The organism is Nocardia sp. NPDC003979 (assembly GCF_053605015.1).
This window is the reverse complement of the sequence record NZ_JBSGIJ010000002.1, coordinates 185,254-208,116: the sequence shown is the minus strand read 5'-3', so window position 1 is coordinate 208,116 and position 22,863 is coordinate 185,254. Positions and strand designations below refer to the sequence as shown.

The 22,863-nt window shown below is 69.2% G+C and carries 14 protein-coding genes; 7 read left to right on the top strand and 7 right to left on the bottom strand.

The window, feature by feature from the left end; genetic code table 11:
- Positions 1-41 precede the first annotated feature (41 nt).
- Positions 42-1,844: an aspartate--tRNA ligase gene (aspS, locus tag ACWEVR_RS04560; protein ID WP_452465822.1), complete on the bottom strand. Its 1,803-nt coding sequence runs from the start codon at positions 1,842-1,844 to the stop codon at positions 42-44.
- 196 nt (positions 1,845-2,040) lie between these two features.
- Between aspS and ypfJ the strand changes: the two genes are divergently transcribed.
- Positions 2,041-2,967: a KPN_02809 family neutral zinc metallopeptidase gene (gene ypfJ, locus ACWEVR_RS04555; RefSeq protein ID WP_067493554.1), complete on the top strand. Its 927-nt coding sequence runs from the start codon at positions 2,041-2,043 to the stop codon at positions 2,965-2,967.
- A 45-nt stretch (positions 2,968-3,012) separates the two neighbouring features.
- Complete coding sequence (locus ACWEVR_RS04550; protein ID WP_452465821.1) at positions 3,013-3,507, top strand: hypothetical protein; 495 nt, start codon at positions 3,013-3,015, stop codon at positions 3,505-3,507.
- A gap of 42 nt (positions 3,508-3,549) precedes the next feature.
- On the opposite strand, the gene ACWEVR_RS04545 is transcribed toward ACWEVR_RS04550, so the two are convergent.
- Positions 3,550-5,187 (bottom strand): hypothetical protein, encoded by a 1,638-nt coding sequence (locus tag ACWEVR_RS04545; RefSeq protein WP_452465820.1) that lies wholly within the window; start codon positions 5,185-5,187, stop codon positions 3,550-3,552.
- Positions 5,184-5,513, bottom strand: a complete 330-nt coding sequence (locus ACWEVR_RS04540) for a type VII secretion target (protein WP_067493548.1) — start codon at positions 5,511-5,513, stop codon at positions 5,184-5,186. The genes ACWEVR_RS04545 and ACWEVR_RS04540 overlap by 4 nt, the downstream gene beginning before the upstream one ends.
- Before the next feature lie 191 nt (positions 5,514-5,704).
- Between ACWEVR_RS04540 and ACWEVR_RS04535 the strand changes: the two genes are divergently transcribed.
- Both ACWEVR_RS04535 and ACWEVR_RS04530 read left to right on the top strand, forming a co-directional pair.
- Positions 5,705-6,679 (top strand): NAD-dependent epimerase/dehydratase family protein, encoded by a 975-nt coding sequence (locus ACWEVR_RS04535; RefSeq protein WP_067636615.1) that lies wholly within the window; start codon positions 5,705-5,707, stop codon positions 6,677-6,679.
- Between the two features lie 31 nt (positions 6,680-6,710).
- Positions 6,711-7,724, top strand: a complete 1,014-nt coding sequence (locus ACWEVR_RS04530) for an Rv2578c family radical SAM protein (RefSeq protein ID WP_452465819.1) — start codon at positions 6,711-6,713, stop codon at positions 7,722-7,724.
- A gap of 15 nt (positions 7,725-7,739) precedes the next feature.
- Here the strand turns inward: ACWEVR_RS04530 and ACWEVR_RS04525 are convergent, their stop codons facing one another.
- The 4 genes from ACWEVR_RS04525 to ACWEVR_RS04510 are packed head-to-tail and all read right to left on the bottom strand — an operon-like array spanning position 7,740 to position 17,729.
- On the bottom strand, positions 7,740-9,188 hold the full coding sequence (locus tag ACWEVR_RS04525) for an MFS transporter (protein WP_452465818.1): 1,449 nt from the start codon (positions 9,186-9,188) through the stop codon (positions 7,740-7,742).
- Positions 9,185-9,901, bottom strand: a complete 717-nt coding sequence (locus ACWEVR_RS04520; protein WP_452465817.1) for a hypothetical protein — start codon at positions 9,899-9,901, stop codon at positions 9,185-9,187. Before ACWEVR_RS04520 ends, ACWEVR_RS04525 begins: the two co-directional genes overlap by 4 nt.
- On the bottom strand, positions 9,898-11,304 hold the full coding sequence (locus ACWEVR_RS04515) for a condensation domain-containing protein (protein ID WP_452465816.1): 1,407 nt from the start codon (positions 11,302-11,304) through the stop codon (positions 9,898-9,900). The genes ACWEVR_RS04520 and ACWEVR_RS04515 overlap by 4 nt, the downstream gene beginning before the upstream one ends.
- On the bottom strand, positions 11,304-17,729 hold the full coding sequence (locus ACWEVR_RS04510) for a type I polyketide synthase (protein WP_452465815.1): 6,426 nt from the start codon (positions 17,727-17,729) through the stop codon (positions 11,304-11,306). Before ACWEVR_RS04510 ends, ACWEVR_RS04515 begins: the two co-directional genes overlap by 1 nt.
- A 275-nt stretch (positions 17,730-18,004) precedes the next feature.
- Between ACWEVR_RS04510 and ACWEVR_RS04505 the strand changes: the two genes are divergently transcribed.
- From ACWEVR_RS04505 to ACWEVR_RS04495, 3 genes are read left to right on the top strand one after another with little or no spacing between them, the layout of a single operon-like run.
- Positions 18,005-20,194, top strand: coding sequence for an MMPL family transporter (locus ACWEVR_RS04505; RefSeq protein WP_452465814.1), 2,190 nt, complete (start codon positions 18,005-18,007; stop codon positions 20,192-20,194).
- A gap of 1 nt (position 20,195) precedes the next feature.
- On the top strand, positions 20,196-21,758 hold the full coding sequence (locus ACWEVR_RS04500; protein ID WP_452465813.1) for an ArnT family glycosyltransferase: 1,563 nt from the start codon (positions 20,196-20,198) through the stop codon (positions 21,756-21,758).
- An 8-nt stretch (positions 21,759-21,766) separates the two neighbouring features.
- Positions 21,767-22,834 carry an alpha/beta hydrolase gene (locus ACWEVR_RS04495; RefSeq protein WP_452465812.1) on the top strand — a complete coding sequence of 356 codons (1,068 nt, stop codon included), beginning with the start codon at positions 21,767-21,769 and terminating at the stop codon, positions 22,832-22,834.
- The last annotated feature ends 29 nt before the right edge of the window (positions 22,835-22,863 follow it).

Below are 22,863 nucleotides of genomic sequence, written 5' to 3'. Positions count from 1 at the left end.
ACGGGACCACACCAGAAGCTACCGGTGCTGCTTTCCGGTCGCTACTTCTGCGCGGCAACAGCTTTCGGCGCGTCGCCGCCCTTGACCTCGGGCTTGGCGTCGATGCCCGCTTCCTTGCGCTGCTGGGCGGTGATCGGCGCGGGCGCGTCGGTGAGCGGGTCGACGCCGCCACCGGTCTTCGGGAACGCGATCACCTCGCGGATCGAGTCCTCCCCGGCCAGCAGGGCGGTGATGCGGTCCCAGCCGAAGGCGATACCACCCATGGGCGGGGCGCCGTAGGAGAAGGCGTCGAGCAGGAAGCCGAACTTCTCCTGGGCTTCGTCGTTGTCGATGCCCATCACCGCGAACACCCGTTCCTGCACGTCACGGCGGTGGATACGGATGGAACCGCCACCGATCTCGTTGCCGTTGCAGACGATGTCGTAGGCGTAGGCCAGCGCCGAACCCGGGTCGGTGTCGAAGGTGTCCATCGACTCCGGCTTGGGCGAGGTGAAGGCGTGGTGCACCGCGGTCCAGGACGAATGGCCCAGGGCCACGTCGCCGCTCGCGGTGGCCTCGGCGGCCGGTTCGAACATCGGTGCGTCGACGATCCAGACGAAGGCCCAGGCGTTCGGGTCGATGAGGTCGCACTTGCGGGCGATCTCGCCACGCGCGGCACCGAGCAGGGCACGCTGTGCCTTAGTCGGTCCGGCGGCGAAGAACACGCAGTCACCGGGCTCAGCGCCCACGTGCTTGGCCAGGCCCTCGCGCTCGGCGTCGGACAGGTTCTTGGCGACCGGGCCGCCGAGAGTGCCGTCCTCGTTGATCAGAATGTAGGCCAGACCCTTGGCGCCGCGCTGCTTGGCCCACTCCTGCCAGGCGTCGAGCTGACGGCGCGGCTGGCTCGCACCACCGGGCATCACCACCGCGCCCACGTACTCGGCTTGGAACACCCGGAACGGGGTCTCCTTGAAGTAGTCGGTGCACTCGGTGATCTCGATACCGAAGCGCAGGTCGGGCTTGTCGGAACCGAAGCGGCGCATCGCCTCCGCGTAGGTCATGTGCGGGATCGGGGTGACGATGTCGTGGCCGACCAGCTTCCACAGCGCGGTGAGGATGTCCTCGGCCAGCAGGATCACGTCCTCCTGGCGCACGAAGCTCATCTCGATGTCGAGCTGGGTGAACTCCGGCTGACGGTCGGCGCGGAAGTCCTCGTCGCGGTAGCAGCGCGCGATCTGGTAGTAGCGCTCGATACCGCCGACCATCAGCAGCTGCTTGAACAGCTGCGGGCTCTGCGGCAGCGCGTAGAAGCTGCCCGGCTGCAGGCGGGCGGGAACCAGGAAGTCGCGGGCGCCCTCGGGGGTGGAGCGGGTGAGCGTCGGGGTCTCGACCTCGATGAACTCGTGGGCGCCGAGCACCTCGCGGGCGGCGGCGTTGACCTTGGACCGCAGGCGGATGGCGTGGCCGGGACCCTCGCGACGCAGGTCGAGGTAGCGGTACTTGAGGCGGGCCTCGTCGCCGGGGGTCTCGTCGAGCTGGAACGGCAGCGGCGCGCTCTCGTTGAGTACGACCAGTTCGCGGACGTCGACCTCGATCTGGCCGGTCGGCAGTTCGGGGTTCTCGTTGCCGTCGGGACGCTGCTCCACCACACCGGTGATCTGCACGCAGTACTCCGCGCGCAGCTTGTGGGCCTGCTCGGCCGCCTCGCCTTCGCGGAACACCGCCTGCGCGACTCCCGAGGCGTCACGCAGATCGATGAAGATCACGCCACCGTGGTCACGCCGCCGGGCCACCCAGCCGGTGAGGGTGACGGTCTGACCGGCGTGCTCGCTTCGCAGCGAACCAGCCAAGTGGGTGCGCAGCACGGTATTCCTTTCGACGATTTTTCGCACCGTGGAGAACACCCGGTGCACGACCATCGTAGTGAGACACGATGGGCGAGGGAAAACCGATATCTTGCGCGCCGTGTCAAGCTTGTCGCGCGCCCTGCGCGACGGCTGCGCGCGCGGTGGCCAATGGTGCTGCAGGGCAGTGGACAACCGAGCGAAGGCGAGTACCGCGATGACCTTCAACGAGGGTATGCAGATCGATCCGGGCCGGGCATCCTCGGGCGGTGGACCGGGGATGGGCGGCAAGCTGGCCGTCGGTGGTGGCGCGGGTGGGCTGATCCTGCTGGTGGTCGGCCTACTGTTCGGCGTCGACCTGACCGGGTCCGGCAACGGAACCGGCCTGTCCGGCGGTCAGTACCAGGGTGGCGATGTCACCGCCGGGACGCCTGAACACTGCAAGACCGGTGCCGATGCGAACAAGTACGTCGACTGCCGGGTGGTGCTCACCGCGCAGAGCCTGGACGCGGTGTGGGGTGCGGAACTGCCCAAGCAGACCGGTCAGCGATACGTGCGGCCCGAACTCGTCCTGTTCACGGGAGCGGTGAACACCGGGTGCGGTAACGCGACCAGCGATGTCGGCCCGTTCTACTGCCCCGCCGATCGCACCGCCTACTTCGACACCAGCTTCTTCCAGGAACTCGTCGACCGGTTCGGCGCGAGTGCCGGGCCGCTGGCCCAGGAGTACGTGGTCGCCCACGAGGTCGGCCATCACATCCAGAACCAGCTCGGCGATATCGGCCGCGCGCAGCAGGATCCGCGCGGACCCGAATCCGGTGCGGTGCGTACCGAACTGCAGGCCGACTGCTATGCGGGCATGTGGGCGCATTTCGCCGACAAGCAGAACGCGCCGGGCAGCACGCAGCCGTTCCTGAAGCCGTTGTCGGACAATGACATCCGCGACGCACTGTCGGCCGCCAACGCCGTGGGCGACGACCGTATCCAGCGTGCGGCGGGCCGTGGCGTGAATCCGGAATCGTGGACGCACGGGTCATCGGATCAGCGCCAGAAGTGGTTCCTCGCCGGCTACCGCAGCGGTTCGGTGCAGTCCTGCGATACCTATTCCGCCACCGACCTGAACAATCCCCCCGGGTTACGCTGACCCTCGAACCCGATCCGACACAGCGTTTTTCATCGAGGGGAAACCATGCGCCTGCCCATCATCGGTCTGCTCGTCTGCGCGCTCGCACTGCCCGGTGCGGGCGCGCTCGCCCATGCCGAACCGGCGCCGCTACCCCTGATCAGCGTCACCACCATCCCCGCCGGGTGGTCGACACGCACGGACCTGCGGCCGGTGCTGCAGGTGTTCGACGACGGCACGGCCGTGTACCGGCCCGACGCGGTGAGCAAGGACCGCAAGGCCGAGACCGCGCCGAAGGAGGAGCGGGGAAAGGTAGCCGCCGACGTGATCTCGGCCGCGCGCGAGGAGATCGAGGCGCTGCAGGAGGTCGACTTCGGCATCCCCGCCGGTGAGGGCAAGGGCGCCCAGATCGTCGACCTGCTCACCGAGGATCCGGCCGAGGACGCCCACCTGGTGGTCTACTCCCCCGACGCGGCCGACGGCCTCAACCCTGAGCAGCAGGCCGCGCGCAAACGTTTCACCGACCTCACAAAGAAGCTGGTCGACGCCTTCGAGAAGTGAGTCGAGGTTCGCCCGCGGCACCGGGCCGCGGGCGAACCTCGATCAGAACCGGTCTTCGTCGGCGGTGCGTTCGTCCTCGTGGACGGCGCCGATGACCTCGGGCGTGGCTTCGCCGAGGAGACCGGTGAGGTCTTCGTTGCCGGTGCGGCTCTGGTAGGGCTGCACCGTGCGGCCGTGTTCCTCGTCGTTGGCGCGCTGGCCCGCGCCTGCCGCACCCGGGCTGCCGCCCATGAATCCGGAACCCGCGCTCGCGGGCGTGGTGCTGGCACCACCCATGCCGGTGCCGAGTCCCGTCGCCATCACGCGACCGGCGGCGGGCATCGCGGAGCCGGGCAGTGCCGTCGACTTCGGCGAGCCGGTGCTCGGAGTGCCGCTCGAGCTGCCGCCCCCGCCTCCGCCACCGCCGCCACCGCGCGCGGTACCGAGGGCGCCGAGCGCGGCACTCGAGCCACCGCCGCCCGTGCCACCGGTGCCCGCCGGGCTGGTGCCCGCCGGGGAGGTGGTGGTTCCACCGGTGCCGCCGGTGCTGGCCGCACTGGTCTCGGTGGCGCTGCTCAGCGCGTCCTCGGCCTGGGTGAGCAGTGGTTCGCCGATGTTCTCCGACGCGGCCGAGAGCACCTCTTCCGGCGAGGGCAGCCCGCTCTGACTCGCGAGTTGACCGACCACACCGCTGAGTTCGCCGGTGTACCCGGCCAATTGGCCGCGGGTGGCGTTGACGACCGTGACCGCCTCGCCCAGGTGGGTCGTCGCCAGGCCGATCAGCGTGGCCTGGGTGGGCGGCAGCATGATGGTCGGGGCGAGCGCCGTCGCCTGCGCGGCGAAGGTGGTGGCGATGGAGGTGAGCTGGGCGTTGCCCGTCTGCACGACCGCGGCCGCCTGCTGGGTGAGTGCGGAGATGTCGATGCCGCGCTGACTGGTCTCCTGCCCCTGGGCCTGCGCCTGCTGGCTGGCGGTGGTCGCGGCGTCGGCGGCCTGGCCCTCCCACAGTTGCTGCACGGTTTTCACGCCGCCCTGGGCCAGGGTCATGGCCTGTTCGATGACGGCCGAGGAGTTGCTCAGGATGGAGGTGGGGTCGAGCGAGCCGAACACGCCGGTGCCGAAGCTGCTGAGTAGGTCGAGGAACGGCTGGAACAGCGTCTCGATGCCGGGCAGCGCGGGCAGCGACAGGCCGTTCATGAGGGCCGCGACCGGGTCTTCGGTGAGGCTGGTCGCGGCGGCCGAGTTGCCGCCGGCCCCGGTGTTCGAGGCACCGCCCGCACCACCCGCGCCGCCCGTCGCACCGGTGACGGCGCCCTTGGCCTGGTTCATCAGGGTCTCGGCGGTGCCGAACGGGTCGATCGTGGCCTGGCTCAGCGCGCCCTGCACGTCGGTGAGCGCCGAGGACGCGTCGTCCGAGATACCGGTCAGGATGTCCTGGGCGTCTGTGCCCGCGCCGAGCCCGGAGAGGCCGGGCAGGCCGGTGGGCATGCCGACCTGCTGGGTTTCCTCGGTGATCTTCTGGGCGAGGGTGAAGACCGGTTCCTCGACGTCCTCGGGCAGCTGCACCAGCGGCACGTCGAGAATGGCCTGACCGGCCAGCTCCTGCGGCACGGCGCCGAGCGCGGACTGTGTCTCGGTCTCGGCGGTGGCCAGCGACGCTTCCGGGCTGATCACGCCGGTGTCCGCGCTCAGCGGCTTCATGCCGCGCCCCCGATCCCGGCGGCCTGGCGCGCGATCTGCGCCGCGTTGTCGATGTCGGTGGCGTCGAAGGTCACCGACGAGCGGAACGCCGCGTCCGACAGCGACCCGAACTTGGCGGACAGCTCGTTGATGTCCTTGGCCTGCAGCACCTGCGCGGCAGCGAACATCGCCAGGTAGTCGGCGCCGATGAGCCCGAACACGGGTGTCATCGCGGAGACATTGGCGACCAGGTCGAAATTGCCCGCCGCCGCGATCTGCCCCGCCACCCCGGCATTGGTCGTCGCGAACGCGTTGACACCTTCGGTTTGCACCGAGAGATCGGTCATGCGAATCCCCCACTCGTCGTGAAAAGTCGGTCTGGAGACCACGATCGGGTAGCCGCGCAACTCCCGACGCGACCGCCCGATTGCGCAGTGCGCCAAATATAGCCGAATACCCCGTGCGGTTTCGACTCGCGACGGACCCGATCTGCGGCATTCGATGGCAAAACTAGAACATGTTCTATATCCTCGGCCCCATGAAGGTCGCAGTGACCGGCGCAGCCGGCTACCTCGGTTCCAACCTGATCCCTCAGCTCGTGGAGCGCGGACACGAGGTGGTTGCCATCGACCGCGTCGCCCCCGCCACCACCGACCCGGCCGTCACCTGGGTCGAGGGTGACGTGCTCGACGCGGCGTCGATGCGCACGGCGCTGGACGGCGCCGAGGTGGTGTACCACCTGGTCGCCCTCATCACGCTGGCCAAGAACAACGATCTGGCCTGGCGGGTGAACACCGAGGGCGTGCGGGTCACGGCCGAGGCCGCGCTGGAGGTGGGCGCGCGCCGGTTCGTGCACACCAGTTCCATCCACGCCTTCGACCAGTACCGCGCGGGTGGGCACATCGACGAGAACTCCCAACGCTCCGACAATCCCGAACTGCCCGTGTACGACCGTTCCAAGTGGACCGGAGAGCTCTCGCTGCGGCCCGCCATCGAACGGGGCCTCGACGCGGTGATCGTCAACCCGACCGGCGTCTTCGGCCCGATCGACAACCTGCGCCAGCTCTCCCGCGTCAACCGCACCACGGTGGACTGCGCGCGCGGTCGCGTCCCGGTGATGATCGGTGGCGGCTTCGACATGGTCGATGTCCGCGATGTGGCGCACGGCCTGATCCTGGCAGGCGAGAAGGGACGCACCGGCGAGAACTACCTGCTGGGCGGGCACATGATCACCCTGCTCGAGTTGTGCCGGATCGCCGCCCGGCACGCGGGTGCCACCGGACCGCGTTTCGCCATCCCGGCGGGTCTCATCGGCGCCCTCATGCCGGTACTCGAACCGATCGGCAAGCGCCTCGGTTCGGACGTGCTCTCCAAAGCCGCTCTCGGCGCGATCATCTCGGCCCCCGTCGTCGACCACGGCAAAGCCGAACGCGAACTCGGCTACCACCCGCGCCCGATCCAGCAGAGCATCCACGACCTCGTCGACTTCGCGCTCGCGCCGCAGCACGCTTGACACCTGATCGAACGCATGTTCGACTCAAGGGGTGCGGTGGCAGTCTCAAACCCTCGATGCCGATGACGGTGCCCTGCCCGGTTTGAGCCGGGCGGGGCTCGTTCGCACCGTCCGCACGCCCGAGTTCGACGGCATCACCTTTCACGAGGTGTTGTGCAAGAGCGCGTTGAACAAGATGCCCGAGAGCAGCGCGTTGCCGTTCCGGTGGACCATCAATCCGATGCGCGGGTGTTCGCATGCGTGCCGGTACTGTTTCGCGCGCGGCAGTCACGAATATCTCGGGTTGGACGCCGGGCGTGATTTCGATTCCGAGATCGTGGTGAAAACCAATGTGGCGGCGGTGTTGCGGCGGGAATTGGGGCGCCGGTCGTGGCAGCGCGAGGCGGTGGCGCTCGGTACCAATACCGATCCGTATCAGCGAGCCGAGGGACGATACCGGTTGATGCCGGGAATCATTCGCGCGCTCACCGATTCCGGGACGCCGTTTTCGATTCTCACCAAGGGCCCGCTGCTGCGCCGGGATCTGCCGCTGCTCACCGAGGCGGCGCGGCGGGTGGAGGTGAGTGTGGCGGTGTCGATCGCGATTCTCGATCCCGACCTGCATCACAGTCTCGAACCGGGTACCCCTGAGCCACGTGCCCGCCTGGACCTGGTGCGTGCGCTGGCCGACGCGGGCTTCTCCGTGCATGTGATGGCGGCCCCGATCATTCCGTGCCTCACCGACAGCCGCGCCCATCTCGACGCCCTGTTCGCCGCGATCGCCGACGCGGGCGCCACCAGCGCCATGGCCTTCCCCATGCACCTGCGTGGGCCCACCCGCGACTGGTTCCTGGCCTGGCTCGATACCGAACACCCCGCCCTGATGCGGCGCTACCGCCAGCTCTACAACCGGGGCGCCAATGTCACCCCCACCTACCGCGACTGGTTGCGCGACCGAGTGAATCCCCTGCTCACCGCTCACGGGCTCCGCCGCGAGCAGGGCCCTACGACTCCGCCGACCGCCGCGCCCGCGCCGACGAACCCGCAACTCGCCTTGTTCGGCTGAGCGTGCGGCGTGAGTTCAGGCGCCGTCGACCACCTCCTCGCGAGAAACACTGGCAGCGGCTGCTTCGCGCTGCTCTCGCCCCGGCATCGCCGAGGTCAGCGCGGCGAGAAGCAAGGCGACACCGCAGATGGCACCCATCATCATGACGGCGCCGCCGAGGCTGTGCGAGCTGAAGAACACCGTGGTCAGCACCGCCAGTCCGACCGCGTTGCCGACCTGTTCGATAGTCGGCAGTACCCCGGACGCCTCGGCCATCCGGTCGGCGTCCAACCCCGACAGCATCATCGGTTGCAGCTGCACGCCGAACACCCCGACACCAAACCCGGCCGCGAACACCGGTCCCGCGCACAGCAGTGCACTGGCCACGCCGTCGACCAGGTACAGATACACCCCGCCCGCGCCGATGCACCCACCGAACAGCGCTATCCCACCAGCGAGCGCCCAGATGTCGAAGCGCGGCACCAGGATCAGCGAACCGATGGCACCCGCACCGGCACCGAGGGCGAACAGGGTCATCACCATGCCGGTGAGCAGCGGCGAGTAACCGAGCACGTCCTGCATCGTGATCGATGCGGCGAACACGAACGCCGTGAACAGCCCGAAGAAGGCACCGACCAGCACCGAGCCGACCCGGAAACCGTTGTTGCCGAACAGTTCCAGGTGCACGAGTGGTGACGCACCGCGTGCGGTCCGTCGACGTTGCTGGGCAAGGAACACGGCCGTGAGGGCCAGGCCGGCACCGACGACCGCCACGAGGTCGAGGCGCCAGCCGTGCTGCTGGATCTGCGCCATGCCCGCGATCAGGGCGAACAGCCCGAGCCCGGACAATCCGGCGCCGACCAGGTCGAGGCGGTGGCGCCCTTCGGGTCTGTTGCGGTCCAGGAACTTCCAGGCCAGTGCGAACGCGAACAGCCCGATCGGCAGGTTGATCAGGAACACCGACCGCCAGCCCCAGCCACCGATGTCGAGGGTGAGCAGGACACCGCCGACGATCGGTCCGAGCATCCCGGCGAATCCCGCGACGCCCCCGTACAGCGCGAAGACCAGCGGGTGGCGTTCGCGCGGGAATCCGGCGGTGAGAATCGCGATGGTCTGCGCGGCCATCCCCGCCCCGGCCGCGCCCTGCACCACTCGTGCGATCACCAATTCCATCGCACCGTCGGCCGACCCGCACCAGACCGATGCCGCGGTGAAGGCCGCGACCGACACCAGGAACATCGTGCGCCGCCCGACCATCGCCCCGATCCGGGCGGCGGTGAGCAGGGTGCAGGCGAAGGCCAGCGCGTACCCGGAGATCACCAGCAGCTGCGCCGAACGCGACGCACCGAGATCGGCGGTCAGGTTCGGCAGGGCGGTGTTCACGATCGTCACGTCGATCATCTGCATGAATACCGCGATCAGGCAGGCGCCGAACGCCAGCCAGGCACCGAGTTCGGGCGTTCGCGATTGTTCGGTGACGGTCACGACACCAACTCCATCGTCGCGCGTGGAGCCGACATCGACATCTGCGTCGGGAAACTCAGCTGCACCAGCCGGTGCGGCGCCGCCACCTCGAAGTGGGCGAGGAACGGCGGCACCACGGACCCGACCATCTTGTCGAGCATCCCGTTCACGTGCTCGAAGCCCGGCCGCAACCGCACCTGCCAGCAGGAGAACACCCCGGCGGGCCCGGTGAGCACGACCTGTTTCTCCACCCGCACGAGCAGCGGCCAGTGCACCGAGAACGCCAGCCACACATCGACGGTCTCCATCAGCCCCTCGGCGAATTCCAGGCCGCGCAGCAGGGTGAGCCCGGCGGCGATCGGCATCACGTTCGCCGGGTAGGGCTCGGGCAGGCCACCGGGTTGCAGATGCACGGTGTCGACGAAGTTCGCCTCCTCCCGCGACACCAGCGTCGAGCCCGAGAAGGTCTGCGCACGATAGGTTTCCGCGTGCAGGCGCCCATCGATGCGGCCGATGCGCTGTTCGATCGACATGACCGGCTCGCGCCCGTCACGATGCCGCTGAGCGGGGCCGACCTCGAGCGTCGTGTGGTAGCCGCCCCGGTTGTGCACGACCACCTGGGACACCTCCATCCCGCCGGGCTGTCCGGTGATGCCGACGTGGTAGGTCGACTTCTCGCCGTCGGGGATGAACGGGTCACGGAAGATGGAGGGGACGAATTCTTCTCGGATCACGGGATCTCCGCGGCGCTGTCGATGATGGCTCCGAACACGGACTTCATGGTGTCGAGGTAGCGGCCCACGTTCTCCTGGGCGATCGCGGTGTCGGGGAAGATGACGCTCAGCGAGGTCTGTCCCGGCAACCGGTTGATCCAGATCAGCGCTTCCTCGGACGCGGCGCGGTTGGCGAACACACCGGCGTGCAGGCTGTCGAACAGCTCGTTGCCGAGGAAGTCCCTGGCGTCGATGAAGGAGATCATCGGGGTCACCCAGCCGGGTTCGGCCTTGATCTCCGAATCGGCGGGCAGCAGCTCGAGGACGCGATGAAACGACGTGGGCGCCAACAGGAGTCCGCTGTCGTAGGCGCGCTGGGCGGTCCTGATCGCGCGCCCGATCGTCAGCCGTTGTGGGAGCGGGAACGCGACCGGAACCAGCGTCACATACCAGCCGACCGAATTGTTCTCCGCCGCCGAGGTTCTGGTGCTCACCGGGGTCATGCCGAAGTAGTAGTCCGACCCGACCAGTTCGCGCTCGGCCAGCGCGGCCGCGGCGAACACCCCGCCGGCGAAATCGGCGCTGTTGGCCCGGCAGACCTCCTCGAAACGCTCACCCTGTTCCTCGTCGAGCAGCACGATGCTGCGGTGGGCGCTGCGGTGGTATCCGTCGGTCTTCTCGCCGAGGTCGAGCGGGAAGCTCGGCAGCCGGTTGTCGTTGCCACGCAACAATGCCAGCCACTTCTTCACCCCGGCCGAGGCCAGCGTCTGCTGATCGCTGAGGAACCGTTCGTTGCGGCAGTAGTCCAGGTAGCTCGCCGCGGGGGCGAGCGGTTCGGCCTCGGGCCACAGTTCGGTGGCGTAGAGCTGGGCGAAGTCGGCGGCCGAGAGGTACTGGCCGAGGCCGTCGGTGTGCAGGTGGTCCACGGCCAGGTAGACGGTGGTCGAGTCCTCGTGCTCGATGGCGCCGAAGGTGAAGCAATCCCATTGGAACGGACCGGGTGTGGTCTTCTCGACATGCCGGCAGATCGCCTCGGGGTCGTCGATGTAGCCGTAGTCGACCGGGAGGAACTCCACATCGGCCTCGGGTACGAGGTGACGGCGCACCGTGCCGCCCGGTTCGACGGTGAACCAGGTGCGGAATGTGTCGTGGCGCAGCAGGAACTTGTGGATCGCCCGGGTGATGGCGTCCCGATCCAGTTCGGTGGTGGGAATGCGCGCGGTCACCAGGCACAGACCCGAGAAGCGGAAGTCCGCGCCCGCGTGCCGGGCGGCCAGGCGCAGATACTGTTCCTGTTGCAGCGACGGCGGCGCCGGATGGGCCGGGGCCCGCGCCGCGCGCGCGACCGAATCCGCCGAGGCGAACCAGGTCACGAGCCGTCCCGGCGCGGGCCGCCACTCGTCGATCAGACCGAACTCGACCATCAGTGCGATCCCGCCATCGAGACCTCGGACGCGCGGTCGACGGTCCACTGCTCGGGCACCTCGGCCGGTGCGGCGTCCTCCCCTGGTACCGGCACGACCTCCGGAAGTGGTGGTGTGGCAGCGGGTTCCGAGGCCAGGATCAACTCGGCGACCTTCGGTCCGGCCTGTTCCAGGCTGAACGAGCGGCCCATCTGCATCGACATCAGGTCGATGCCGAGCGTCTTGGTGACGCGTGCGCCCAGCTCGACCGCCATCAGCGAATCCAGCCCGAGTTCGGGCACCGGCACGGTCATGTCGATCGACTCCACGGGCACGCCCATGACGACGGCGAGTTCCTCGGCCATCTTCCTGGCGATCGCGGGCCCACGCTTGGCCTCCTCCATCGCGGCCAATTCGGCTCGGAGCCTGGCCAATTCGGAGGTGTCCTTGGCAGAGGACTTCGCGAGTCCGGCGGTGCGGCCGGTGCGGATCAGCTGGGGGAAGGTGCCGGTGAGCTTCACCCAGTCGGTGGGGATGATCGCGGCGTTGGTCGCGCCCAGACGCAAGGTCTGTTCGAGGTAGGCGGTGGCGTCGGCCATGTCGATCGGGCCGAAACCGACCAGGTCCAGGTACTTTTCGGCGGTTTCGTCCGACGCCATGCCGCCCGAGGCACCGGACAGGTGACCCCAGCCGATGCACAGGGCCCGCTCCCCCGCCGCCGCCCAGCGCCGGGCCAGGGTTTCCACCGCCACATTGGCGGCGCAGTAGTTGTACTGGCCGTAGATCCCGTACATGGAACCGCCCGAAGAGCACAGCACGAACATGTCCAGGGTGATGCCCGCGTCGGCGATCGCCTGGTGGATCACCTGCGCGCCTTGGACTTTGGGCCGGTAGACGCGGTCGAGTTCGGCCAGTTCCATCTTGGCCAGCCGGTTGTCGGCCACCGCACCCGCCGCATGGAACACTCCGCGCAACGGGTGCTCGTCGCTGTGCGTGCGGGCGATGATCGCCGCGACAGCGGCCGCGTCGGTGACGTCGGCGAGTTCCTCCACCACTTCGATGCCGATCGAGCGCCACACCTCGAGCTGACGCTTGGCGGTGTCGCTGCTCGCACCACTGCGCCCGATCAGCACGAGGCGGCGCGCACCGCGCATGGCCAGCCACCGGCCGATCGCCATCCCGAAGCCACCGAAGCCGCCGGTGATGAGATAGGTCGCGTCGCCGCCTATTTCGAGGGGCGGCAGGTAGGGGCGCACGGGTGGTTGCGGGTCGTCCATGCGCAGCGCGACGCGACCCACCCGCGAGGACCGCAGCGTCTCCTCGAAGGCCTGGCTCACTTCGTGCGTCTCGAACAGCTGATACGGCAGCGGGGTGTACACGCCCTCGGTGACCTTCTCGAACACCCGCTGCAGCAGCCGCGACAGGCGCTGCGGGCGCACCGCGACCAGGCGGTCCAGGTCCATCGAGTAGTAGGCGAGGTTCTTGTCGAAATTGGCCAGTTCCAGCAGCCCACCGGTGTAGATGTCGGCCTTGCCGACCTCGACGATGCGGCCGAATTCGGCGGCGGCATTGAAGTTCTGGCGCAGGATCTCGCCGGGGGCACTGCTGATGATCACGTCGGCGCCCGCGCCGCCGGTCAAGGCGAGCACGTCGTCGACGAAGTTGAGCGAGCGCGAGTTCACCGCGAAGTCGGCACCCATCGCCAGCACGTGCTCACGGCGCTCGGGCGAGCTCGCCGTGCCGATGATGCGGGCGCCGATCGCCTTGGCGACCTGGATGGCCGCGGTGCCGACACCGCCCGCCGCGCCGTGGATGAGCACCGTTTCCCCCGGCTCCAGCCTGGCCAGGTCGTGCAGGGCGTATTCGGCCGTGCCGAAGGCGATGGTGCTGGTGCAGTAGGCGGGATCGGTGTCGGGGGGAACCACCACCGCCAGTTCCCGGTCGACCGTGGCGAACCGGCGCATCATGCCCTTGGAGGCCACCGCGACCTTGTCGCCCACCGCCACATCGGTGACGCCCGCACCGACGCGCACGACGGTGCCCATGCCCTCCATACCGGGCACGGTGCCGAAGTAGGTCGGGGCGAGCTCACGCTCACCGAGCAGGCCGATGATCTTGAGCGGGTCCTTGTAGTTCAACCCGATCACCGCCATCGCGACCTCGATCTCGCCTGCGCCCGGCGCCACGCGGGGGCACTCCCGCCAGGCCACGTGCGAGAGCAGGCGGGTGCGCGGCATGTCCAGTTCGAAGTTGGTCTCCGGGTCGGTGAGCGGGTGGGCTGTCTCGAGTTCCTCGATGCGCTGGGGCAGCGGCTTGGTCACCACCGGCGCGAGGCGTGTTCCGTTCCGCAGCAGCACCTCGTCGGTGTTGTCGAGCGAGAATGCCCCCGGCACACCGAGTTCGGTGAGCAGGTCGGCGGTCGGGGTGCCCGGTTCGGTATCGATCAGGCGCCAGCGCAGTGGGGTCTGCTCGTTGAGCAGCACCCGGCGCGCGCCGGCGAACGCGGCGTGGCGCGGGTCGGGCGCGACATCGCTGTCCGGCGTGGCGAATGCGGATTCGGTGATCAGGGTGGCGTGCACGGTGCCGTCACCGAAGTGGATCTGCGGTGCCGCGCCTTCGACGGTGGGGGTGACGTACTCCGAGATCGCGACCGCGATGCGCTTGAGTGTCCACAGGTCGGCGACATCATCTGCGCCCGCCCCGGCCACGACGCAGACGTGCACGCGGTCGGTTTCCTCGGCCTTGGCCGCGGTGAGGATGGCGACCAGGTCCGCTTCGAGTTGCTCGCTCGCCGGGTCGACGACATACACCCGGGAACCGCGGACGGCAGCGGCGAGTCGCGCGGTGCGCGAGCTCTCGCCGAGTCCGACGATCACCGTGGACACCGAACCCGCCTCGGCCAGCGCCGCCGGGTCGAGCGGCTCGCGTTCCTCGAGCGTCTCGGTGTAGTAGAAGTCGGCCATCCGGTGCAGTGGGTCGTCGCCGGGTTTGAGCGCGCCGATCTGCAGTCCGGTCAAGCGCGCCACCAGCTTCCGGTCCTGATCGAGCAGGTCGACATCGGCACGCAGCCGGGCCTTCGGGTCGCGGCGGGCGATGACGGTGATCCGCGCGGGCAGGTCGGCGAGCAGGCGTACCGCCGTCACCCCGACGGGCACCATGACGCCCTCGTTGATCCGTTCGTCGGTGAACAGCATGGCCGCGCACTGCATGGCGGCATCGACCACGGCCGGATGCGCCAGGTGCCCGGAGTCGGCGGCGATGCTGCCGTCGACGGTGGCCAGCACGACATCGCGGCCGACGCGCACCGAGGTCACCCGCCGGAAGGACGGACCGTACTGCAGCCCCGCCGAGGCGAGTCCCGCGTAGAACATGGCCGGGTCCACATCGACGCCGACATCGATCGCGGGCAGTTCGACCTCGGTCTGTTCGTGCGCGCCGGTCAGGGTGCGCCCGGTCGAGTGCACCGTCCACGCCGTTCCGGTGGCGCTGCGCGAGCGGATCAGGAACCGGCCGCTGGCCTCCTCCACACTCATGGCGACCAACGGCACATCGGGGGCGCCCATGACGAGCGGCGCGACGAACCGGACCCCTTCCAGCGCCACCTGCTTGCTGCCGATCCGCTGCGCGGTGGCACTGAGCGCGGCATCGAGGTAGGCCGCGCCCGGCATGATCTTGACGCCGTTGACCACATGGTCGGCCAGCCAGGGCAGCAACTGGGTGCCGACCTGGAGCAGCCATTCGGGGCGGCCCTCGACGTCGGGGTCGCCGAGCATGGCGTACGTGCCGGGCGTGCCGAGGCGGGCCTGTTCGAACAGCGGCAGCGCCGAGTGCAGGCGGGTGCGCTGCCAGGGGTAGCGCGGCAGCGGCACATGCGCGGTGGGAACAGCCGGGAACAGCCGTTCGCGGTCGAGGACACCGGCCGCGTGCAGGCCGATGAGGGTGCGCCGGAGGCTGTGCGAGTCGGATTGTTCGCGGTCGAGGGTCGGCACCGTGGTGCCGTTGACGTCCGCGTCGACCATGGCCTCGCGGATATTGCCCGACAGCACCGGGTGCGGGCCGACCTCGAGGAATACCCGGTTGCCCGCGGCGAGCAGGGTGCCGATCGCGGCGTGGAACCGCACGGGCTCACGGACATTGGACCACCAGTACTCGGCGTTCCAGGCGCCCTCGGTGACGAGTTCGCCGGTCACCGACGAGTACAGCGGCACGGTGGGCGCCTGCGGGGCCACCTCGGCGAGCACCTCGCACAGTTCGTCGTGGATCGGCTCCATCAGGCGGCTGTGGTAGGGCACCTCCACCCGCAGCCTGCGGGCGAAGATGCCGTCCTCGGTGAGCTTCTCGGCGATCTCGTCGAGCCGGTCGACGTCGCCGGACAGGGTGAGCGAGGTGGGGCTGTTGATCGCGGCGATGTCGACGCTCGGGTCGTCGCCGATCAGCGCGGTCACCTGGTCGGTGCTCATCCCGACCGCCAGCATGCCGCCGGTGCCCGCCGTGGTGGCCTGCAGGCGGGCGCGGTGATAGGCCACGCGCACCGCGTCTTTCAGCGAGAGTATGCCGCTGACGTAGGCCGCCGACACCTCGCCCACACTGTGTCCGACGATGGCCGCCGGGGCGATGCCGTATTCGGCCAGCTCACGCACCAGACCGACCTGGACGAGGAAGTTGGCCGGCTGCGCGACCTCCGTACGGGTGACGCGCGACTCGTCCTCGGGCCGGTTCAGCTCCTCGATGATCGACCAGCCCGCCAGCGCACGGAACTCGGCGTCGATCTCGCGGGCGGTTTCGGCGAACACGCCACCGGCGGCCAGTAGTTCGCGGGCCATCTTCCAGTGCTGCGGTCCCATTCCGGAGAACACGAACACCGGTTCGGCGGCGGCCGATGACACCGTGCGGGACGCGTCGCGGCCGCCGCCCGCGGCGTATTCGTGCAGTTCGCGAACCACATCGTCGGTGTCGCCGTCGAGCAGCACTCCGGTGCGGAAGGGGTGCTGCGCCATCCGGGTCCAGGCCGCTTCGGCCAGCCGCTGCGGGTCGGCACCCGAGGTGATGAGGTCGGCGAACCGGCCGGCCAAGGCCCGCGCCGCGCCGGTGCTGCGCGCCGAGATGGGCAGAATGCCGAGGTGTCGTGGTGGTTCGGCCTGCGCCTGCGCCGGGGTGCGGAACTCCTGCAGGATGGCGTGCGCGTTGGTGCCGCCGTAACCGAAACCGTTGACCGCCACGGACATCGGTTCCCCGTCGGCGGGCAGGGGTTGCGCCTCGGTCTGCACATGCAGGCCGAGTTCGTCGAAGGGGATGTCGGGGTTGGGGTTCTCGAGCCAGCCCTGCGGCGGCAGCGTGCGATGGCGAAGGGCCAGCGCCGCTTTGATCACGCTCGCCACGCCCGCGGCGGCCTCGGTGTGGCCGATCGTCGCCTTCACCGAACCGACCCCGATGGTGCCCGAGCGGCCCGACGGTGCGCCGAAAACCCTTCCGAGCGCGCGCAATTCGACCGGGTCGCCGACGAGGGTTCCGGTGCCGTGCGCCTCCAGATAGGTGATCTTGTCGGGGGCGATGCCCGAGCGTTCGCACACGGTGCGCGCCAGCGCCTCCTGGGAGTCGACATTGGGCACGGTGATCGCGGTGGTCCGCCCGTCCTGATTCGAGCCCGTCGCCTTGATGACCGCGTACACGCGGTCACCGTCGCGCACGGCGTCGTCGAGTTTCTTGAGTACCACCATGCCCGCGCCCTCACCTCGGCCGTAGCCGTCGGCGGTGGCGTCGAAGGACTTGCACCGGCCGTCGGCGGCCAGGAAGCCGCCCTTGCACATCAGGACGAAGGTCTCGGGCTGCAACATCACGTTGACCCCGCCCGCCACGGCGACCCGGCAGTCGTCGTTGTCGAGCGCCTGGCAGGCCAGGTGCAGCGCGACCAGCGACGACGAGCACGCGGTGTCCACCGTGATCGCCGGGCCGACCAGGTTCAGCGCGTAGGCGATGCGGTTGGACAGCATCGTGTAGGAGGCGCTGGCCGGGGTGTGCATGTCGGTGTGGAACAGCGCCGGTCCGACCACACCGATCACCGACTGGTCGACCACGAAGCCGCCGACGTACACGCCGACCCGCTCGCCCGCGACCTGCCCGGCGATGCCGGCGTCGTCGAGCGCCTCCCAGGTCACCTCCAGCATCAACCGCTGCTGCGGGTCGAGCACGGTGGCCTCGCGCGGGGAGATCCCGAAGAAGTCGGGATCGAACTGCCAGGGATCGATGGTCATGAAGGCGCCGTGCTTGGTGTAGCTGCGCCCCGGCGTGCGCGGCTCGGGGTCGTAGTAGCGGCGCCAGTCCCAGCGATCGGCAGGCACCTCGACGACACCGTCGCGCTTGTCGACGACGAAGTCCCAGAACGATTCCGGCGAATCGATTCCGCCCGCGAACCGGCAACCGATTCCGACAATGGCAATATCCGACACGCAATTTCCTCCGGTTTCGACCGGTCTGTGGCAACTGACCGTTTGATGTCAACGTAGGAGCCCGGCACGGCGGCGATCGTTCGATAACCGACGTCTGCCATTTCTGACTGTCACTGGCGCGTACTCCTGTGATCTGCCCCAGGAGGCGAGGTCACGGCTCACAGCGAAATTCCGGGATCGATTGTGACCGAACGCAATATCGATGTTTCACGACCGAAAAGTCGCTCGACAATGACAAGTTCGACGCCATCGCGAAATGTCGTTGGGAGCCGGATGTGTACGCCGATTTGAGGCAGTGGGGCGATACCGTTGTGCGGCGCAGGTACGCCGTCATCGTGACGGTGGTCGCGGGATTGCTGGCGCTGGGAGCCTACGGACTCGGGCTCGGCGCCGATCTGAGCTCGAGCGGGTTCGACGATCCTTCCTCGGAGGCGGTGCGCGCGGCGCACGTGCGCGACAACGCCTTCGGGCGCGATCACAGCTCGGATCTGCTGCTGGTGTTCCGCGCACCGGACGGGACGACCATCGACGACCCCGCCTTCGCCGCCACCGTGGTGGCGGGGCTCAATGCCCTGCCGCAGCGGTTCCCCGACCGGATCGACCGGGTCAACGGCGCCTACTGGCCGACCGATACCGGGATGGCCTTGCCCGAGGTGTTCGGCTCGCCGGCGCGCGACAAGGCGTTCGCCTCGATCGCCGTCAAGGGCCTGAACCCCACCGAGCAGGGCCGCAACTATCGGGCGATCGCCGATGAGCTCACAATTCCCGGGGTCGCGATGGAGGTGGCGGGCGGGCAGCCGGTCGCCGCCGCGTTGAACGACACGATGGTCGAAGACCAGCGGCGGGTGGAACTGTTCGCCGTCCCGGTCGTCGCGGTGCTGCTGTTCTTCGTGTTCGGTGGTGTCGTCGCCGCCGCGCTGCCGCTGATCGTCGGCGGGCTGACCATGCTCGGCGCCTGGGGTCTGCTGCGCCTGCTCACCACCGTGACCGAGGTGAATTCCTTTGTGTCGCCCGTGGTCTCGATGATCGGGCTCGGCCTGGCCATCGACTACGGGCTGTTCGTGCTCAGCCGGTTCCGGGAAGAGCTGGCCGAAGGCCGGTCGGTGGAGGACGCGGTGCGCAACAGTGTGTCCACCGCGGGACGCACCGTGCTGTTCTCGGCGCTGATCGTGGTGGTCGCGGCGGCGGGCATTCTGGTGTTCCCCCAGGGTCTGCTCCGCTCGTTCGCCTACGGCGCGATGATCACCATCACACTGGCCGCGCTGACCTCCATCTCGCTGCTGCCCGCGATGCTCGCCGTGCTCGGCAGGCGGGTCGACCGGTTCGGTGTCGACTGGTTCCGCAAGCCGGTCGCCCGCGACCCCGGCAACGCCTGGGGCAGGCTGGCCGCCGCGGTGATGAGACGCCCGCTCGCGGTGGCGGTTCCGGTCTGTCTCGGCCTGCTGGTGCTGATCTTCCCGATCCAGCATCTGGCCTTCGGATCCGTCAACGAGAAGTTCCTGCCGCCGACTCACCCCACCCGGCTGGCCCAGCAGCATTTCGACGAATCGTTCCCGCTGCGCCAGATCGACCCGATCGACCTGGTCGTCGTCACCTTCGATCCCGGAACCGCCGATGTCGTGCGCGCCGACGCGAACCGGGCCCCCGGCCTGGCCGCGCCGTTCGCCGAACCGATGCAGTCACCGTTCCAGCCCCAGGTGCTCACCACCGGCACCGTGCTGGCCGAAGCCGCCGACGCCGAGGCGACGATCGAGTACCTGCGGTCGATGCCGCTGCCGCCGGGCACCACACTGCTGGTGGGTGGTCAGCCCGCCGTCGAGAAGGACAGCATCGACGCGCTGGTGACGCGGATGCCGCTGATGATCGCGTTCGTCTTCCTGGCCAGCACGCTGCTGCTGGCGCTGACTTTCGGCTCGGTGGTGTTGCCGTTGAAGGCCGCGGCGCTGAACCTGCTCGGGCTCGGTGCCACCCTCGGTGTCCTCACCTGGGTGTTCATCGAGGGCCACGGTGCGGGGGTGTTCGGTTTCACGCCACAACCCGTCATGGCGCTGGTTCTGGTGATCATCGTGTCGGTGATCTACGGCCTGTCCACCGATTACGAGGTGTTCCTGCTCTCGCGCATCGTCGAGGCGAGGGCGGCGGGCGCGTCCACCACCGAGGCGGTGCGGGCCGGGGTCGCCGGAACCGGGCGGATCATCACCGCCGCCGCGCTGATCCTGCTGGTGGTGACCGGCGCGTTCGCGCTGTCGGAACTGCTGATGATGCAGTACATCGCCTTCGGGATGGTCACCGCGCTGCTGATCGACGCGACCGTGCTGCGGTTGGTGCTGGTGCCCGCGTCCATGCGGTTGCTCGGTGACGCCTGCTGGTGGGCGCCGGGCTGGCTGGTCCGGCGCCGACCCCAGCCCGCATCCGATTCCGCCACATCCGTTCCCGCACCGGTTGTCGTCCGCGAACGGGACTGACATGAACCTCCGCAGCCTCGACACACCCGCGCCGCCCGTCGGCGCACTGCCTGCCTTCGCCTGGCGGGAGGTGTCGGTGGTCGCGGCTGCGGCGGGGACGCTGTTCCTGGTCCGTCTCGACCGCTACCGCATCGGCGGTGACGAGCTGTACTTCCTCGCGGCCGGGCGGCATCCGTCGGTGAGTTATGCCGATCAGGGGCCGCTGGTTCCGTTGCTGGCCGCACTGTCGGATCAGCTGGCGCCGGGTTCGGTCGTGGCATTGCGCTTGCCCGCGTTGCTGTTCACGGTGGCGGCTGTCGTGCTCAGCGCGGTGATGGTGCGGGAGTTCGGTGGCGGACGACTCCCCCAGACCGTCGCCGCGCTGGCCTACGCGACCACCCCGATGGCGGTGATGCAGTCGGCGATGCTGAGCACCTTCGCCCTCGACATCACGCTCACGGCGATGCTCGCGTGGCTGCTGATCCGGTGGGTGCGCACGCGCGCGGACGGGCTGTTGATCGCCGCGGGTGCCGTGGCCGCGCTCGACTTCCAGGTGAAGTGGCTGATTCCGATCATCTGGGCGGTGCTCGCTTTCGGTATCGCGGTGTTCGGTCCGCGCGAGATGCTGCGGCGGCCCGCGTACTGGGTCGGCTCCGCGTTGTTGGTCGGCTCGGCGGTGCCGATTCTGTGGTGGCAGCACAGCAACGGCTGGCCGCAGTTGTCCATGGGCGCGGTCGTGCGCGACGAACAGCTCGCCACGGCCGGGGTACTCGCGGCGCCCTGGACGATGATCCAGGTGACCGGGGCGGGTGGGTTGCTGCTGCTCGCGGGGATGTGGGCGGGGCTGCGCTCGCCACGATTCCGGCCGTATCGGTTTCTGATCCCGATGATCGCGATCGGGCTGAGCGGGGTAGTGCTCGCGGGTCTTCGGCCCTACTTCGTGGCCGGGGCCTTTCCCGGCCTGTTCGCCGCCGGCGCGGTGTATCTGGCGGACCGGGGGCTGTCTCGCCGCGAACTGGTGTTCGGCGGGGCGATCGCCGGGCTGTCCACGACGATCTGTGTAGCCCTCGTGCTCGCCCTGCCCCGACCGGAATCGGCGCTGCGGACGGCCACCGAGGACTACGCCCAGATCCATTCGCGCAGTGTGCTGTTCGGGTCGAGCGGCTGGGACGACCTGGTCGGCTCGGTGCGGCGAACCTACGAGCAACTGCCGCCGCGGCAGCGCGCCGGTCTGGTGATCGTGACCCAGAACTATTGGCAGGCAGCGGCACTCGAGCACTACGGACCCGCGGCCGGTCTGCCCGAGGTGTACAGCCCCAATCGGGGCTACGGCTACTTCGGCGCACCACCGGACAGCGTGACCACGGTGCTGTACGTCGGGGTGGACGGCCCGGAGACGGGTCTGCGCACCGGTTTCGCGCACACCGCCCCACTCACCCGACTCGACGAACCGCTGGGCTTCCCCGGTGTGAACCGTGGCGTGGCGGTGTGGCTGTGCACCGGACCGAGCCGGGCCTGGTCGGCGCTGTGGCCCGACGCCAGGGAACTGCGCCTGGTCGACGGAACGACAAGACACGCGCGATGAACGGAGCGATGACAGTGCTGCATTCGATGCTGCGACGGCTCGTCCTGTCGGTGGTGCTGGCCGCCGCGGGCCTCCCCGTCGCCGTGGCCGCGCAGGCCGCCCCGGACCTCGTGGCCGCCCGGGCCATGGACGCGGCCCGCCCCGCCCCGAACGGGTCGTTCGCGGTGGCCGCCGCGGCGAACGGGCCGGGCCGGGTGATCGACCTGACAGTGCACTCGGCGGCCATGAACCGCCCGGTCACCGTCGCGGTGATTCCGGCGGCCGATCCCGAAGCGCCCGCCGGTGCGCTGTATCTGATCAACGGTGTCGACGGCGGCACCGACACCCCGGACTGGCGCGAGGGCAGCAACTGGTTCACCAAAACCGATGCCCTGGACTTCTTCGTGGGCAAGCAGGCCACCGTCGTGATGCCGATCGGCGGCGCGGGCACCTTCTACACCGACTGGCAGTCCGACGACCCCGGCACCGGCCGCAACCGGTGGCTCACCTTCCTCACCACCGAACTGCCGCCGATCATCGACTCCGCCTTCCACGGCACCGGCCGCGACGCCGTCGCGGGGCTGTCGATGGCCAGTTCGGCGGTGTTCCGCATGGCGCAGGAGGCGCCGCAGCGGTTCCGGATGGTCGGCTCCTTCAGCGGGTGCGTGCAGACCAGCAATCCGGCAGGTCAGGCGATGGTCGCCTCGATCGTCACCGCGCGCCGCGGCAATCCGCTGAACATGTGGGGACCGCCCACCGACCCGGCCTGGGGCGCCAACGACGTGGCACTCAATGCCGAACGGCTGCGTGGGGTGGGGGTGTATGTGAGCACGGGCAACGGCATGCCCGGCCCGCTGGACACCCTCGACGGCCCGGGCATCGGGAACAGTCCGCTCAAACTGATCGATCAGCTGGTGATCGGCGGCGTGCTCGACGGGATCACCGTGGTGTGCACCAAGCTGCTGCGTGACCGGCTCGCCGCACTCGGCATCCCCGCCGACTTCGACTTCCGCCCGGCAGGCACGCACTCCTGGGGGTACTGGGAACAGGACATGCACACCTACTGGGAGCGCGTCGCCCCGCTCCTCGCGCCCTGATGCCTCGGATCGGTTCGGCCACTTGCTGA